The following is a 14,699-nucleotide window of genomic DNA, read 5'->3' as shown; positions in this document are numbered from 1 at the left end:
GAGTCCTGCAACGCAGTCTCGGACCGGACGCCCGGCCCCGGCGCCCAAGGCAGCGCCCTATCCAGCGGCCCCCTTCTCCCGCATCCGGTGCCACCACGACTCGCTTGGCGCGGCGCGGCCGCCTCAGGCCGGATCGGCCGGCGCCTCCTCTGCGTCGGCTTCGTCCTCCCGGCCGCGATATCCCTGCGCCACCACGAATTTCTCGGAGGAATCCGATCGGCTGGCCGGCGGCTTCACATTCGCCACCTTGCGGAAATTGCGCTTGAGCATGGCCTGCATCTCGTTTTCCGCGCCCCCCGCCAGCACCTTGGCGACGAAGGTGCCGCCCGGCTCCAGCACGTCGAAGGCCAGCTGCGCCGCCGCCTCGACCAGCGCCACGATGCGCAGGTGATCGGTGCCCTTGTGCCCCGACGAGGCCGCCGCCATGTCCGACATCACCACGTCGGCACGCCCGCCCAGCCAGGCCTTGACCTGCGCGTCCGCCCCTTCCGACAGGAAATCGAGCTGATGGATCTCGGCCCCGGCGATGGGATCGACCTCCTGCAGATCCACCCCCAGCACCCGACCGACCTTCTTGCCGGACTTCTCGCCAAGCGCGTTGACGCGCGCGACCGCCACCTGGCACCAGCCGCCGGGGGCGCAGCCCAGATCGACCACCCGCGCGCCCGGCACCAGGAAACGATACTTGTCGTCCAGTTCCAGGATCTTGAAGGCGGCGCGGCCGCGATAACCCTCGCGCTTGGCCCGCGCGACATAGGGGTCGTTCAGCTGCCGCTCGAGCCAGAGCGTGCTCGACAGCTTGCGACCCTTGGCCGATTTCACCCGCACCCGCAGGTCGCGCTGGCCGCGGCCCGAGCTTTTACGCCCCTCGCCCGGCTTCTTGCCTTCGCTCATCTCATGCCACCCCGTTCATACCATCCGGGGCCAAGACCCCGTCCTTGACCATCTGCGCGTAAAGCAGCCCCTCGCGCAGGCCGCGATCCGCGACGGACAGCCGCGTCGTCGGCCAGACCCGCATCAGCGTCTGCAGGATCGCGGCGCCCGACATGATCAGCGCATGGCGCTCGCGGCCGATGCGCGGATCGGCCCGCCGCCCCTCGGGGCCCAGCGACAGATAGTCGCGGATCACCCGGTCGATCTGCCCCGAGGTCATGGTCAGCCCGTCCACCTTGGTCCGGTCATAGCGGCGCAGGCCAAGATGGCTGGCCGCCACCGTCGTCACCGTGCCCGAGGTGCCGATGACCTGGAAATTCTCGGCGAAATCATGAGTCAGCGAATAGGGCGCGAAATCCGACAGCATTTCCTCGAAATGCCAGGACATCAGCGCGAAACGGCCCTGATCGTCCTCGACATCCTCGAACTGGTCGCGCAGCGTCGCGACGCCCAGCGGCACGCTGATCCAGTCGACCACCCGCGCGCCGCCCGGCCGGGCATCGCCGAACCCGTCGGCCAGCCGCATGATGGCGCGCGACCGCTCGGCGGGGTCGACATCCTCCAGGTCGATCCAGACCAGCTCGGTCGAGCCGCCGCCGATATCGACCACCAGAAGCTGCTCGGTGCGCTGGCTGACCAGCGGCGCGCAGGAGATGACCGCCAGCCGCGCCTCCTCCTCGGCGTCGATGATCTCGACCGGCAGGCCGGTCTCGCGCCGGATCATGCGCAGGAAGTCGCGGCTGTTCCGCGCCCGCCGGCAGGCCTCGGTCGCGACCAGACGCATGCGCGTGACCTTGTGCGCCTCGAGCTTGCGCCGGCACACCTGCAAGGCATGCACCGTCCGCGCCATCGAGGGGCGCGACAGCCTGCCTGATGCCTCGAGCCCGTGTCCCAGCTGGACCGGCTTCGAGAAACTGTCCACCACCTGGAACTGACTGCCCGCGGGACGGGCAATCAGCATCCGGCAGCTGTTGGTGCCAAGATCCAAAGCCGCATAGAGCGGCCCGTCCTCGGCCGGGCGGGTGACGAAAGGCTCGACCGTTTTTCTCGGGAACGCGTCCGCACCCGCAGGACGCCTGGGCGCCATGGTCACGCCCTCCGATAACAAGTTGCTCCGAACGTAACCCGCGCCCGCCATGCCTTCAAGGGGGCGCGCGAAAGCCGGGGCTTGCCGGGCCCTGCCCCTCGACAGCCGCGCAGGGCCGGGCTATGCCCGAGCCATGATCGTGATCGCCGCATTCCTTCTTGGCGCAGCGATCGGCTGGATGCGCGCCGCGAAAGCCGGCGGCAACCGCGCCGACAAGCTGCAATATGCCGCCGCCCATGCCTTGGCGCTGACCGTGCTGGGCCTGTTCCTGACCATATTCCTGACCCGGATGGGCTGATGTTCCGGCCCTTCCTCGACAGCCTGCGCAGGCATGGGGTGCCGGCCAGCCTGCGGGAATATCTGGACCTGCTGGCGGGGCTGCAGGCCGGGCTGTCGGACTGGACGCCCGAGGGCTTCTATCACCTCGCCCGCGCCACCCTGGTCAAGAACGAGGCGCATATCGACCGATTCGACCGCGCCTTCTCCGAAGCCTTCTCGGGCCTCGACCAGATCCCCATCGAGGCGCTGGTGAACGAGGTCTCGATCCCGCGCGACTGGCTGGAAAAGCTGGCCGAAAAGCTGCTGACCCCCGAGGAACGCGCCGCGGTCGAAGGCGCCGGCAGTTTCGAGGAGCTGATGAAGCGGTTGCGCGAGCGGCTGGCCGAGCAGCAGGGCCGGCACCAGGGCGGCAACAAGTGGATCGGCACCGCCGGCACCTCGCCCTTCGGCGCCTATGGCTACAACCCCGAGGGCGTGCGGATCGGGCAAGCCGAAAGCCGCCACCGCCGCGCCGCCAAGGTCTGGGACAAGCGCGAGTTCCGCGATTTCGACGATTCGGTCGAGCTTGGCACCCGCAACATCAAGGTGGCGCTGAAGCGGCTGCGGCAATGGGCCCGGCATGGCGCGCTGGAGGAGCTGGACCTGCCCGGCACCATCCGCGCCAGCGCCGAGCACGGCTATATCGACGTGCAGACCCGGCCCGAACGGCACAATGCCGTCAAGGTGCTGCTGTTCCTCGATGCCGGCGGCAGCATGGACGACCATTCCCGGCTGGTGGACGAGCTGTTCTCGGCCGCCCGCGCCGAGTTCAAGCACCTGGAGCATTTCTATTTCCACAACTGCGTCTATGAGGCGCTGTGGAAGGACAACCGCCGCCGCTGGACCGAGACCACGCCGACCTGGGAGGTGCTGAACCGCTTCGGCCGCGACTACAAGGCGATCTTCGTCGGCGACGCCTCGATGTCGCCCTATGAGATCGCGGTGCCCGGCGGCGCCAACGAACACTGGAATCCCGAATCGGGCGAGATCTGGCTCCAGCGCCTGCGCGAGACCTGGCCGGATCATGTCTGGCTGAACCCGGTGCCGCGCGCGCATTGGGGCCATACCCGGTCCATCGCCATGATCCGCGAGATCTTCGAGGACCGCATGCAGCCCCTGACGCTGGAGGGGCTGACCCAGGCCATGCGCCTTCTTGGCTGACCCCGCCGCATCCCCCATATTGCGGTCATGCTGAAGCTGACCCCGATCCTGCTGATCCTGCTCTATGCCGCCGCGATGTGGTTCTTTTCCGCATGGCGGCTGCGGGCCGAGCTGAACGCCAGGTCCACGCCGCTGCGCCATCCCCGGCTTACGCCGATGCTGGAGCGGCTGGGCCGGGCCATGGATCTGCCGCCGATCCGGGCGCATGTCTACGAGGTGGCGCCCGTCAACGGTCTGGCCGCGCCCGACGGCCGCATCTTCCTGACCCGCGGCTTCCTCGACCGGCTGGACCGCGGCGAGGTGACCGAGGCCGAGCTGGCTTCGGTCATCGCGCATGAGCTGGGCCATGTCGCCCATGGCCATACCCGCCGCCGCATGGTGGATTTCGCCGGCCAGAACGTGGTGCGCATGGTGCTGGCCGGGGTGCTCGGCCGCTTCCTGCCCGGGATCGGCGTCTGGATTGCCAATATCGCCGCCAGCGCCATCGCCGCCCGGCTGTCGCGGCAGGACGAGTTCGAGGCCGACGCCTTCGCCAGCGCCCTGATGGTCAAGGCCGGGCTGGGCACCGAGCCGCAGAAAAGCCTGTTCCGCAAGCTCGACCGGCTGGCGGGCGCGGCCGGGACCGGCGCACCGGCCTGGCTGCTTTCGCACCCGCCGGCCGCGGCACGCATCGCCGCCATCGAAAAGCTCGAGGCGCGCTGGCGCGTGGCCTGACTTGTCCCCTCGCCCGGATGGGTTATGCTGCGGCAGCAAAACAACCGCCGTGACATGACCCGCCCCTTTCGCCGCCGCGTCCTCTACCTTCCCGGCTATGACCCGATCCCGCCGCGCCGTTACCGCGAGCTTTACAAGCGCGAGGGCGCCGAGCAGGCGCGCATTTCGGGCTACGGGCTGAGCTTCGGCCCGCGCCGCGACCGCAACGGCTTCGGCTGGGGCGTCGCCGGCGATTTCGACGGCCGGCGCGCCGAGACCGAGATCGAGGTGCTGGTCTGGGCCGACATCGTGCAGGGCTCGATGGGCCAGGGCATTCTAGCGACCTATGGCCAGCTTGTCCGCACCGCCTGGGCCTATATCGGCTCGGGCGCGCTGTTCCGGCTGATGCGGCTGCGCCGCGGCCCGGTGATCGCGGCGCTTTACCCGGTGGTGGTGCTTCTGGCGCAACTGCTGGCCGCGGCGCTGGCCGCGGCGCTTCTCGGCTGGGCGCTGGGGCGGCTGACCGGACTCGGCTGGTGGCTGGGCCTGCCGGTGATGCTGGGACTGACCTGGACCGGGCTGCATCTGTGGCGGCGCATCGACGGCAAGATCTTCGCCTGGTACCTGATGCATGACTATGCCTTCACCGCCCGGAACCTCGGCGCCTATCCCCCGGCGCTCGAGGCGCGGCTGGTGCAGTTCGCCGACCGCATCGCCGAGGTGCTGACAGGCGATTGGGACGAGGTGCTGGTGGTCGGCCACAGTTCGGGCGCCTATCTGGGCGTCTCGGTGCTGGCCGATCTGATCCGCTCGGGCCGGGTGCCGGCCGGGGGCCCGCGCCTCTCCTACCTGTCGCTGGGCCATGTCGTGCCGATGGCGTCGTTCCTGCCGGGCGCGAACCGGCTGCGGGCCGACCTGCGCTATCTGGCGGCGCGCGACGAACTGGACTGGGTGGACGTCACCGCGCCGGGCGATGCCTGCTCATTCGGCCTGTGCGATCCGGTCGCGGTCTCTGGCGCCGAACCGCCCGGCCGCCGGCATCCGCTGGTGCTTTCTGCCGCCTTCACGCAGACGCTGTCGCCCGCGAAGCGGCGCGAATTGCGCGGGCGCTGGTTCCGGCTGCATTTCCAGTATCTCTGCGCCTTCGACCGGCCGGGCGACTATGATTACTTCGCCATCACCGCCGGGCCCTTGACGCTGGGCCGGCGCTTCGCCGGGCGCGGGCATTCGCCGGGCCGGATCGCGCGCGCCGTGAACCGCTGGACCGCGACATGATCCCGCCCAAGCCCCCGGCCCGGCAGGGGCGCGGTTCGGTCTGGCGCTTCATCCGCGATTTCCGCCGCGACATCCTGTCGGCGCAATCCGACCGGCTCTATCGCGCCTGGATGGCCGAGTTCCGCGGCCCCTTCATCCACAGCTTCACCTGCAACGACCCGGCGCTGGTGGAACTGATTCTGAAGAAGCGGCCGATGGATTTCCCGAAATCGCCGCGCATGGCGGCGGGGCTGCAACCGCTGCTCGGCAATTCCAGCTTCATCTCGAACGGCGAGACCTGGCTGCACCAGCGCCGCATCATCGACCCCGCCTTCGAGGGCGGCCGGCTGCGCGAGGCCTTCCCGGCCATGTGGGACGCGGCGCAGGCCGGCGTCGCCCGGCTGGCGCCGCTGGCCGACGGGGCCGAGATCGACATCGAGCCGCAGACCAGCCATGCCGCCGCCGATGTGATCTTTCGCACCCTGTTCTCGATCCCGATCGAGGACGCGACCGCCGCCCAGGTGTTTCAGGCCTTCCGCGAACACCAGGACGCGCAGCCGATGGTGAATCTGGGCGGGCTGATGGCGCTGCCCCGCTGGGCGCGGCTGCACACCCGCCAGGTGCGCGAAACGGCGCGGCGCATCCGCGGCCTGATCCGCCAGCTGGTTGCGACCCGCGCCGCCGAGATCCAGGCCGGCACCGCACCGCCCGACCTCGCCACCAAGATCATGACCACCCCCGATCCGCAAACCGGCCGGCGGTTCAGCGAAACCGAGATGATCGACGAGGTCGCGACCTTCTTCCTGGCCGGACACGAGACCGGCGCCTCGGCCCTGGCCTGGGCGCTCTACCTGCTGGCGGAAAGCCCGGAATGGCAGGACCGGCTGGCCGAGGAGGCTCGCCGGAACCTCGCCCCGGATTTCGCCGCGATCCGCACCCTGCCGCTGGCCCGCGCCGTGTTCCGCGAGGCGCTGCGGCTTTATCCGCCCGTCGCCATGACCGTGCGACAATGCCGCCGGGCCGAGTCCCTGCGTGGCCGCAAGGCCCCCCGGGGCGCGCAGCTGGTTCTGTCGCCCTGGCACCTGCACCGTCACGAGCGGCTGTGGGAGAATCCCGACGCATTCGACCCGGCGCGCTGGGAGACCGGGAACGGCAAGGCCTGCCAGCGCGACGCCTTCATCCCCTTCTCGGCCGGTCCGCGCGCCTGCCCCGGCGCCGGCTTCGCCATGATCGAGGGACCGCTCATCCTGTCGGCCCTGGTCCGCGCCTATCGTCTGGCCCCCGGCGCCGAACGCCCCGTGCCGATCATGCGGCTGACCCTGCGGGGCAAGAACGGCATCCGCCTGCGATTGCTGCCAAGGCAGATGGGTATTTAGACAACGAAGAAGTCCAGAAACAGTCCCGGCTTCTTCGTTGCCCCAATGCCCACGCCCGGCATCAAAGCCGGTAGATGGCCGAGAATTTCTCTTCCAGGTAGTCGAGCAGCGGCTTCTCGCTGACATCGGCGCCGGTGGCGCGCTCGATCAGCGCGCGCGGCGCGTAGAGCCCGCCATGGCGCTGCATGTTCTCGCGCAGCCATTCCACCGCCGGGTCGGCCTCGCCCCGCGCCAGCGCCTCGTCCAGATCCGGGACCGCGGCGCGCAAGGCGGCATGCAGGCAACCGGCATAGACATTGCCCAACGCATAGGTGGGGAAATAGCCGAACAGTCCCACCGCCCAATGCACGTCCTGCAGGACGCCATTGGCCGGACGGTCCACCGCCACCCCGAAATCGCGCAGGAAACGCGCGTTCCAGGCCTCGACCAGATCCTCGACATCCAGCCTTCCAGCGATCAGGTCGCGCTCCAGATCGAAGCGCAGCATGATGTGCAGGTTGTATTGCACCTCGTCGGCCTCGGTGCGGATGAAGCCCGGGGTCACGCGGTTCGCGGTGGCGTAGAAGGCATCGGCATCGGGGACCGACAGCCCGCCGAAGGCATCCGACATGCGCTGGTAGAGCCAGCCGGTAAAGGCTCGACCGCGGCCGAGCTGGTTCTCGTAGATGCGGCTCTGGCTTTCATGCGCGCCCATCGAAACGCCGCGGCCCAACGGCGTGAAGGCATAATCGCTGTCGATACCCTGCTCATAGCTGGAATGACCGACCTCGTGGACGGTCGAATACAGGCAGTTGAACGGGTCGGTCTCGACCACGCGGGTGGTGATGCGGCTGTCCTGCCAACGCCCCGAGCTGAACGGGTGCACGGCGATGTCCATGCGGCCGCGCGTCCAGTCATAGCCGAAGGCCGTGGCGCAGGTCCGCGCCAGGCGCAGCTGCGTCTCCTGCGGGAAATGCCCGGTCAGCGGCTGCGGCTGGAATGCGGCGCCCAGCACGTCCTCGCGCAGGGCCACCAGTCGCGGCCGCATGGCGTCGAACAGCGCCGCGATCTCGGCCTGGGTGGTGCCGGGCTCGTAATCGTCCAGCAGCGCGTCATAGAGATCGCCGCCATCGGCCAGCGCCGAGGCTTCCTCGCGCTTGAGCATCAGGATGTCGTTCAGCACCGGCAGGAAATCCCCGGGCGCGTCCTTGGCCCGGGCCTCGGCCCAGATGCCCTGCGCCAGCGAGGTCTGCCGCGCCAGTTCCGTGGCCAGCCGGGCCGGGATGCGCGAGGCGCGGCGATGATCGCGCGCGATCAACTCGATGATGCGGGCATCCTCGGCATCCTCGGGCTCGGCCCGGTCCAGCCATTCGCCCAGCCGCGGATCGGTGCGCCGCTCGTGCAGCACCGCTTCCATCGCCGCCATTTCCTCGGCGCGCTGCTCGGTCGCGCCGCGCGGCATCACGGTTTCCTGATCCCAGCCGAGACGTTCGGCGACCGAAGACAGCGCCTCGGTCTGGCGCTGGAAGGCAAGAAGTTCGTCGAAGGCGCTCATCGGACAGTCCCCCGGACCGAGGTTTCATAAGGATAGCGCGCATGGTGACGCGCGCGCAGGATCAGGGTGAACAGTGCCACGGCACCGATCTGATGCGCCAGTGCCAAAGGCAGCGGCGAGGCGTGCAGCACGTTCATGATGCCCAGAAGCACCTGCACGGCCAGGGCGACCAGCATCGCGACATAGGCGCCGCGCGTCACCGGATGCGGCGAGCGCCGGGCGCGCAGGAACACCACCACGGCGAACATCGCCAGCAGATAGCCGGTCATGCGGTGGATGAACTGCACCAGCGCCGGGTTTTCGAAGAAATTGCGCCAACCCAGCGCCGCGTCCCAGATCGCCGCGGGAATCCATTCGCCGCCCATGGTCGGCCAGCCGGTATACATGCGGCCGGCGTCGATCCCCGCGACCAGCGCACCCAGCAGGATCTGCAGGAAGGCCAGATGCATCAGCCCGGTGGTCATCGAGAAAAGCTTCGCCTCACCCGCCCGCCGGGCACGCAGCAGCGCCGCCTCCGAGCGCGACAGCGCCGAGGCATACCAGGCGATCAGGCCCAGGATGGCGAAGGCCAGCCCCAGATGCGTGGCCAGCCGATAGGAGGCCACCCGCACCATCTCGCCCGACAGTCCCGAATGCACCATCCACCAGCCGATGGCGCCCTGGGCGCCGCCGAGCACCCCCAGCGCCAGCAGCCGCGGCGTCCAGCCCGCGGGGATGCGCTTGGTTGCCAGGAAAAACAGAAAACCCAGCGCCCAGACCGCGCCGATCAGCCGCCCAAGCAGCCGGTGCGACCATTCCCACCAGTAGATGCGCTTGAAGTTCGCCAGGTCCATGTCGGAATTGACCAGCTGGAACTGCGGGATCTGCCGGTACTTGTCGAACTCGGCCTGCCAGGCGGCCTGGTCCAGCGGCGGGATCGTCCCGGTCACCGGCTTCCATTCGGTGATCGACAGGCCCGATCCGGTCAGCCGGGTCGCACCGCCAAGCGCGATCATCGCCGCGACCATGACAAACAGCAGGATCAACCAAAGACGGATCGCACCGCGCGCGCCCTTGTTGCCGGCGTCGATCATGCCGCCGGCGGGCGGGGTGCCCTGCGGCGGCGTCTCGGTGACTTCCTGAAAGACGGGACGTCTTGCCATGTCAGCTTCCTTCTCGATCGGGCGCGACCTTGGCCCGCGCGCGCCCGGAAATCAATCAACCGCGGCGGATCAATTGCCGCAACATGCCGTGGAAGATGCGCGTGTCGGCGCGGGTCAGCGGCAGCCGCGACCACAGGTTGCGCAGCGTGAGCTGCATCGCCGGCGCCTTCTCGGGCGGAAAGAAGAAGCCCGCCTCGGCCAGCCGCTCCTCCCAGTGATCGGCGAGACGCTCGATCTCGAGCCGCGTCGCGGGCGCCTCGCCATCGGGACGGCGGCCCTGCGGGGCAGGCTGGGCCGGCAGGTTGTCCCGCGCCCATTCATAGCCGGTCAGCAGCACCGCCTGCGCCAGGTTCAGCGAGGGGAAGTCGGGATTGACCGGCACCGTGATGATGGCGTTGGCGCGCGCCACATCGTCGTTTTCCAGGCCCGCGCGCTCGGGGCCGAAGATCACCGCGACCCGGCCGCCCTGCGCCACCCGCTCGCGCGCATCGGCCATGGCCGTCGCCGGGGTCAGGACCGGCTTGGTCAGCTCACGCCCCCGCGCGGTGGTGGCATAGGCGTGATCGACATCCGCCATCGCCTCGGCCAGGGTCGCGAAAACCTGCGCCCGATCCAGAACCCGACCGGCCGCGCCCGAGGCCATGGCCACGGCCCGGGGATTGGGCCAGCCGTCGCGGGGCGCCACCAGCCGCATGTCGGACAGGCCGAAATTCAGCATGGCGCGCGCGGCTGCGCCGATGTTTTCGCCCATCTGCGGGCGGACAAGAATGATCGCGGGTTCCATGCGCGCGGCCATAACCTTCCGCAGACCTACTGGCAAGGCGCGCGGCGCTGCGCTATCTGCAGACGGAACACGAGGAATGACAGCGCCATGACAGACCAGCCCAATACGCCGCAACTCTACCTGATCACCCCGGTCGGCGCGGCCGCCTCGACACTGGGGCCGATGCTGGCCGAGGTCATGGACCGCTTTCCCATCGCCTGCCTGCGTATCCCCGGCGCCGGCACCGAGGAGGAGTTGGGCCGCATCGCCGATCTCGCGCGCGAGATCGCCCATGCCCGCGACGTGGCGGTGGTGATCGAGGACCATGTGCAGCTGGCGCAGCGCCACGGGCTGGACGGGGTGCATCTGAGCAACGGCGCCCGGGGCGTGCGCCATGCCCGCAAGGAACTGGGCCAGGACGCCATCGTCGGCGCCTTCTGCGGCACCTCGCGCCATGACGGCATGAACGCGGCCGAGGCCGGCGCAGATTACGTCGGCTTCGGACCCTGCGGCGCCTCCGCGCTCGGCCAGGGCGAGACGGCCCCCCTGGAGCTGTTCCAGTGGTGGTCCGAGGTGATCGAGATCCCGGTGGTCGCCGAGGGCGCCCTGACCCCGGCGCTGATCGGGCAGCTGGCACCGATCACCGATTTCATCGCGCTGGGGGCGGAGATCTGGTCGGAACCGGACCCGGCCGAAGCCTTGGGCATTCTCTGGCGTTGACCCGCCTGGCGGCACCGCCGGGTGGGTATTTGGGCAACGAAGAAGCCGCGAGGAGCCTCCCCTCGCCTTCCTCGCTTCAGCTCTGCCGGGGTCCGCATCTTCTTCGTTGTCCAAATACCCATGCGACCGCGCCATCCTCGCCCCGCCTGCCCCTTGCGCAGCGCCATGCCGCAGCCTAAAGCCTTGCCATGACCCAGCATCAGCGCCTTCTCATCATCGATTTCGGCTCCCAGGTCACGCAGCTGATTGCGCGGCGCCTGCGCGAGTTGAACGTCTATTGCGAAATCCACCCGTTCAACGCGGTCGACGACGCCTTCCTGAAAGACTTCGCGCCGCAGGCCGTGATCCTGTCGGGCGGACCCGCCTCGGTCACCGAGGCGGATTCGCCGCGCGCGCCGCAGAGCCTGTTCGAGCTGCGGGTGCCGATCTTCGGCATCTGCTACGGCCAGCAGGTGATGATGGAGCAACTGGGCGGCCGCGTCGAATCGGGCCATCACGCCGAATATGGCCGCGCCTTCATCGCGCCGGCCGAGGGTCACAAGGGCGACGGCATCTTCGCCGGCCTGTTCGACACCGGCCGCGAGGAGGTCTGGATGAGCCATGGCGACCGGGTGACGCAACTCGCGCCCGGTTTCGAGGTCATCGGCACCTCGCCCAACGCCCCTTACGCCATGATCGCCGACGAGGCCCGCAAGTTTTTCGCCGTGCAGTTCCATCCCGAGGTGCATCACACCCCGAACGGCCGCCGGATGCTGGAGAATTTCGTCCGTATGGCAGGTTTTGCCGGCGATTGGACCATGGCCTCCTATCGTCAGGAGGCGATCCGCAAGATCCGCGAGCAGGTGGGCGACAAGCGCGTGATCTGCGGCCTGTCCGGCGGTGTCGACAGCTCGGTCGCGGCGGTGCTGATCCACGAGGCGATCGGCGACCAGCTGACCTGCGTCTTCGTCGATCACGGGCTTCTGCGGCTGAACGAGGCCGAGGAAGTCGTGACCATGTTCCGCGACAGCTACAACATCCCGCTGATCCATGCCGACGAAAGCGAGCTGTTCCTGTCGGCGCTGGAGGGTGTCGGTGACCCCGAGGTCAAGCGCAAGACCATCGGCAAGCTGTTCATCGATGTGTTCCAGAAATATGCGAGCGGGATCGAGGGTGCGGAATTCCTGGCCCAGGGCACGCTTTACCCGGACGTGATCGAATCGGTCAGCTTTTCGGGCGGCCCCTCGGTCACCATCAAGAGCCATCACAATGTCGGCGGCCTGCCCGAGAAGATGGGGCTGAAGCTCGTCGAGCCCCTGCGCGAGCTCTTCAAGGACGAGGTGCGCGCCTTGGGCCGCGAGCTGGGCCTGCCGGAGAAGTTCATCGGCCGTCATCCCTTCCCCGGCCCGGGCCTCGCCATCCGCTGCCCGGGCGAGATCACCCGCGACAAGCTCGAGATCCTGCGCAAGGCCGATGCGGTCTTTATCGACCAGATCCGCAAGCACGGGCTTTACGACGAGATCTGGCAGGCCTTCGTGGCCATCCTGCCGGTGCGCACCGTCGGCGTGATGGGCGACGGGCGTACCTATGACTATGCCTGCGCGCTGCGGGCCGTCACCTCGGTCGACGGGATGACGGCGGATTACTATCCGTTCAGCCACGAATTCCTGGGCGAGACCGCGACCCGGATCATCAACGAGGTTAAGGGCATCAACCGCTGCACCTATGACATCACCTCGAAGCCGCCCGGCACGATCGAGTGGGAATGATTCAGGCCTATCCAAAAGCCGCCGATTTTACGCTGCGGCCCTCCATTACCACTTTGAAATCACAGGAAAATTTGCCGCTCATGGAGGCCGGTTTTGGCCTGACGGTATAAATGATGGCTCTCTAGCGTTTTTTGAACGACTTCGGAGGGTCCAATGCTGACTGATTCCGCCATCAAGGCACTGAAACCAAAAGATAAATTGCACAAGGTCGCCGACCGTGACGGTATGTACGTCGCCGTTCAACCCTCGGGGGCCATCGTGTTCCGTTACGGCTACCGCATAAACGGGCGCCGCGAGACATTGACGCTCGGCCGATACGGCTCGGCCAACCTGTCTCTGGCGCGTGCGCGGGAGAGCGGGACGATCTCGCAGAGCTGATGCCGGCGGATGGTGCGCTTGGTTAGTGGAGGCGATTGGCTCATTTCCGCCCCCCGTCGTCCGCGGTCTACGTGGTGTGGCCCTACATATCTTCATTGTCGGTCGCTCCAACTTTCTGGGTCGCCATAGCGCGCCTCGCTCCTTCAGCACCGCGTCCAGGGTTTGCCGGGAGGCGGCCAGCAACGTGACTGCGATCTCCTTGGCGTATGGCGGACTCTGGAGGGCGATCGGCGGCGTATAGCGTGCCGTATTCGCGCCCATGCGCAGAAGGCACCCCGCGAAGGTCAGCGTTGAGAGCAGTGAGAGCGTAGCCGCCGCCCCCTAATGGCTTTAGCCCGTCTTGCGCCCGGCCTTGGCGAACCCGCGATCGGTGGCGATGAAGCGTTCGAGCATCGGCACAATCAGCTTGGCCGGCTCGATGGCCGCGCTGCCTTCGGCGAGCAGGCGGCCATATTCGATGAGATTGCGGTGGAGCGCCGCCGGCATCTCCAGCGCGATCTTGACGGGTTTGTCGTCGGCGATGGGCTCTAGCTTCAGCTTGGTCATGGATCAGCTCCTGTAGGGTTCGAGCACGAGATCGTGCGTGACGATGACGCGGACCGGAAAGCCGGGCCGGATGGTCAGGGTCGGTGCGACCTGCAACTGACGCTGGATGATCTGCTGACCGGCCTGATTGACGGTGTCCAGCGCGCCGCCGCGAATAGCGGCAATGAGGCGATCATTGTCGTCGGTGGCGAGTTCCGTGCCCATGCTGAGCAGCGTCGAGAGCGCGGCGGCCTTCCCATGGGGCGTGGGGACGAGGAACGGTTGACGGCGGACATTGTCGAACTGGCTCGCACCTATGGCCGCTATGGCTACCGGAAGATCGCAGAGCTTCTGCGATCCACCGCTGGCTGGGCGGTCAACGACAAGCGGGTGGAGCGGATATGGCGGAAAGAGGGGCTGAAAGTACCGCAGCAACAACCCAAGCGCGGCCGTCTCTGGCTGAATGATGGCTCCTGCATCCGTCTGCGGGCGGTATACCCAAACCACGTCTGGAGCTATGATTTTGTCGAAGATCGCACCCACGAGGGCAGAAAGTACAGGATGCTCAACATCATCGACGAGTTCACCCATAAATGTCTGGCGATCCAGACCGACCGGCGGCTCAAATCAATCGACGTGATCGATGTTCTCTCCGATTTGTTCATTCTGCGGGGCGTACCTGGCCACATCCGCTCGGACAACGGACCTGAGTTCATTGCCAGAACGGTACAGGAATGGATTGCCGCCGTGGGAGCGAAAACGGCCTACATCACGCCGGGATCACCCTGGGAGAACGGCTTCATCGAGAGCTTCAATGCCCGCCTTCGGGACGAATTGCTCGCTGGTGAAATCTTCTACTCCCTCGCCGAAGCCAGGATCGTCATCGAGAGCTGGCGGCGGCATTACAACACCGTGCGGCCGCACGGATCGCTTGGATACAAGCCGCCAGCGCCGGAAGTCTTTGTACCGGCCATGTCCGCGCGGTCGGCCCTACAACCCCGACCAGCAGCGCCGAACGCGCTGGCGATCAGACCGTCAAGGCACTAACATTCCATCCGGACCACTCA

The 14,699-nt window shown here is 67.8% G+C and carries 13 protein-coding genes and 3 pseudogenes; 9 read left to right on the top strand and 7 right to left on the bottom strand.

The window, feature by feature from the left end; genetic code table 11:
* Positions 1–123 precede the first annotated feature (123 nt).
* Positions 124–894: an RlmE family RNA methyltransferase gene (locus NBE95_RS15795; RefSeq protein ID WP_289895187.1), complete on the bottom strand. Its 771-nt coding sequence runs from the start codon at positions 892–894 to the stop codon at positions 124–126.
* Between the two features lies 1 nt (position 895).
* Positions 896–2,020, bottom strand: coding sequence for a Ppx/GppA phosphatase family protein (locus NBE95_RS15790; protein WP_289895186.1), 1,125 nt, complete (start codon positions 2,018–2,020; stop codon positions 896–898).
* Between the two features lie 133 nt (positions 2,021–2,153).
* Here NBE95_RS15790 and NBE95_RS15785 point away from each other — a divergent pair, with 133 nt between their 5' ends.
* Genes NBE95_RS15785 through NBE95_RS15765 form a run of 5 tightly spaced genes read left to right on the top strand, consistent with a single transcriptional unit; the run spans position 2,154 to position 6,822 of the window.
* The gene (locus tag NBE95_RS15785; RefSeq protein WP_289895185.1) at positions 2,154–2,318 is read left to right on the top strand and encodes a hypothetical protein; all 165 of its coding nucleotides are present in this window, start codon (positions 2,154–2,156) and stop codon (positions 2,316–2,318) included.
* Complete coding sequence (locus NBE95_RS15780) at positions 2,318–3,499, top strand: VWA domain-containing protein (RefSeq protein WP_289895184.1); 1,182 nt, start codon at positions 2,318–2,320, stop codon at positions 3,497–3,499. Before NBE95_RS15785 ends, NBE95_RS15780 begins: the two co-directional genes overlap by 1 nt.
* A 27-nt stretch (positions 3,500–3,526) precedes the next feature.
* On the top strand, positions 3,527–4,213 hold the full coding sequence (locus NBE95_RS15775; RefSeq protein WP_289895183.1) for a M48 family metalloprotease: 687 nt from the start codon (positions 3,527–3,529) through the stop codon (positions 4,211–4,213).
* Between the two features lie 54 nt (positions 4,214–4,267).
* Positions 4,268–5,467 carry a hypothetical protein gene (locus NBE95_RS15770; RefSeq protein ID WP_289895182.1) on the top strand — a complete coding sequence of 400 codons (1,200 nt, stop codon included), beginning with the start codon at positions 4,268–4,270 and terminating at the stop codon, positions 5,465–5,467.
* On the top strand, positions 5,464–6,822 hold the full coding sequence (locus NBE95_RS15765) for a cytochrome P450 (protein WP_289895181.1): 1,359 nt from the start codon (positions 5,464–5,466) through the stop codon (positions 6,820–6,822). The genes NBE95_RS15770 and NBE95_RS15765 overlap by 4 nt, the downstream gene beginning before the upstream one ends.
* A gap of 61 nt (positions 6,823–6,883) precedes the next feature.
* Here the strand turns inward: NBE95_RS15765 and NBE95_RS15760 are convergent, their stop codons facing one another.
* From NBE95_RS15760 to NBE95_RS15750, 3 genes are read right to left on the bottom strand one after another with little or no spacing between them, the layout of a single operon-like run.
* A complete protein-coding gene (locus NBE95_RS15760) occupies positions 6,884–8,356 on the bottom strand; it encodes a carboxypeptidase M32 (RefSeq protein ID WP_289895180.1) in 1,473 nt (490 codons plus the stop codon).
* Positions 8,353–9,498, bottom strand: coding sequence for a heme A synthase (ctaA, locus tag NBE95_RS15755; protein ID WP_289895179.1), 1,146 nt, complete (start codon positions 9,496–9,498; stop codon positions 8,353–8,355). The genes NBE95_RS15760 and ctaA overlap by 4 nt, the downstream gene beginning before the upstream one ends.
* 55 nt (positions 9,499–9,553) lie before the next feature.
* Complete coding sequence (locus NBE95_RS15750; protein WP_289895178.1) at positions 9,554–10,294, bottom strand: RNA methyltransferase; 741 nt, start codon at positions 10,292–10,294, stop codon at positions 9,554–9,556.
* 75 nt (positions 10,295–10,369) lie between these two features.
* On the opposite strand from NBE95_RS15750, the gene NBE95_RS15745 reads away from it, so the two are divergent.
* From NBE95_RS15745 to NBE95_RS15735, 3 genes and pseudogenes are all read left to right on the top strand, one after another.
* Positions 10,370–10,981: a thiamine phosphate synthase gene (locus NBE95_RS15745; protein WP_289895177.1), complete on the top strand. Its 612-nt coding sequence runs from the start codon at positions 10,370–10,372 to the stop codon at positions 10,979–10,981.
* Between the two features lie 188 nt (positions 10,982–11,169).
* The gene (gene guaA / locus NBE95_RS15740) at positions 11,170–12,729 is read left to right on the top strand and encodes a glutamine-hydrolyzing GMP synthase (RefSeq protein WP_289895176.1); all 1,560 of its coding nucleotides are present in this window, start codon (positions 11,170–11,172) and stop codon (positions 12,727–12,729) included.
* 153 nt (positions 12,730–12,882) lie between these two features.
* A pseudogene (locus tag NBE95_RS15735) lies at positions 12,883–13,083 on the top strand (Arm DNA-binding domain-containing protein); the annotation flags it as partial.
* A 354-nt stretch (positions 13,084–13,437) separates the two neighbouring features.
* On the opposite strand, the gene NBE95_RS15730 reads toward NBE95_RS15735, so the two are convergent.
* Together NBE95_RS15730 and NBE95_RS15725 are read right to left on the bottom strand one after the other, a co-directional pair.
* Positions 13,438–13,653, bottom strand: a complete 216-nt coding sequence (locus NBE95_RS15730) for a DUF2274 domain-containing protein (protein ID WP_289895175.1) — start codon at positions 13,651–13,653, stop codon at positions 13,438–13,440.
* Positions 13,654–13,656: 3 nt separating this feature from the next.
* A pseudogene (locus tag NBE95_RS15725) lies at positions 13,657–13,887 on the bottom strand (TrbI/VirB10 family protein); the annotation flags it as partial.
* On the opposite strand from NBE95_RS15725, the pseudogene NBE95_RS15720 reads away from it, so the two are divergent.
* Positions 13,885–14,679, top strand: a pseudogene (locus NBE95_RS15720) (IS3 family transposase); the annotation flags it as partial. The pseudogenes NBE95_RS15725 and NBE95_RS15720 overlap by 3 nt on opposite strands.
* Positions 14,680–14,699: the final 20 nt, after the last annotated feature.

This window comes from Paracoccus sp. TOH (assembly GCF_030388245.1).
Taxonomy (GTDB): domain Bacteria; phylum Pseudomonadota; class Alphaproteobacteria; order Rhodobacterales; family Rhodobacteraceae; genus Paracoccus; species Paracoccus simplex.
This window is presented reverse-complemented; position numbering and strand designations above follow the sequence as displayed.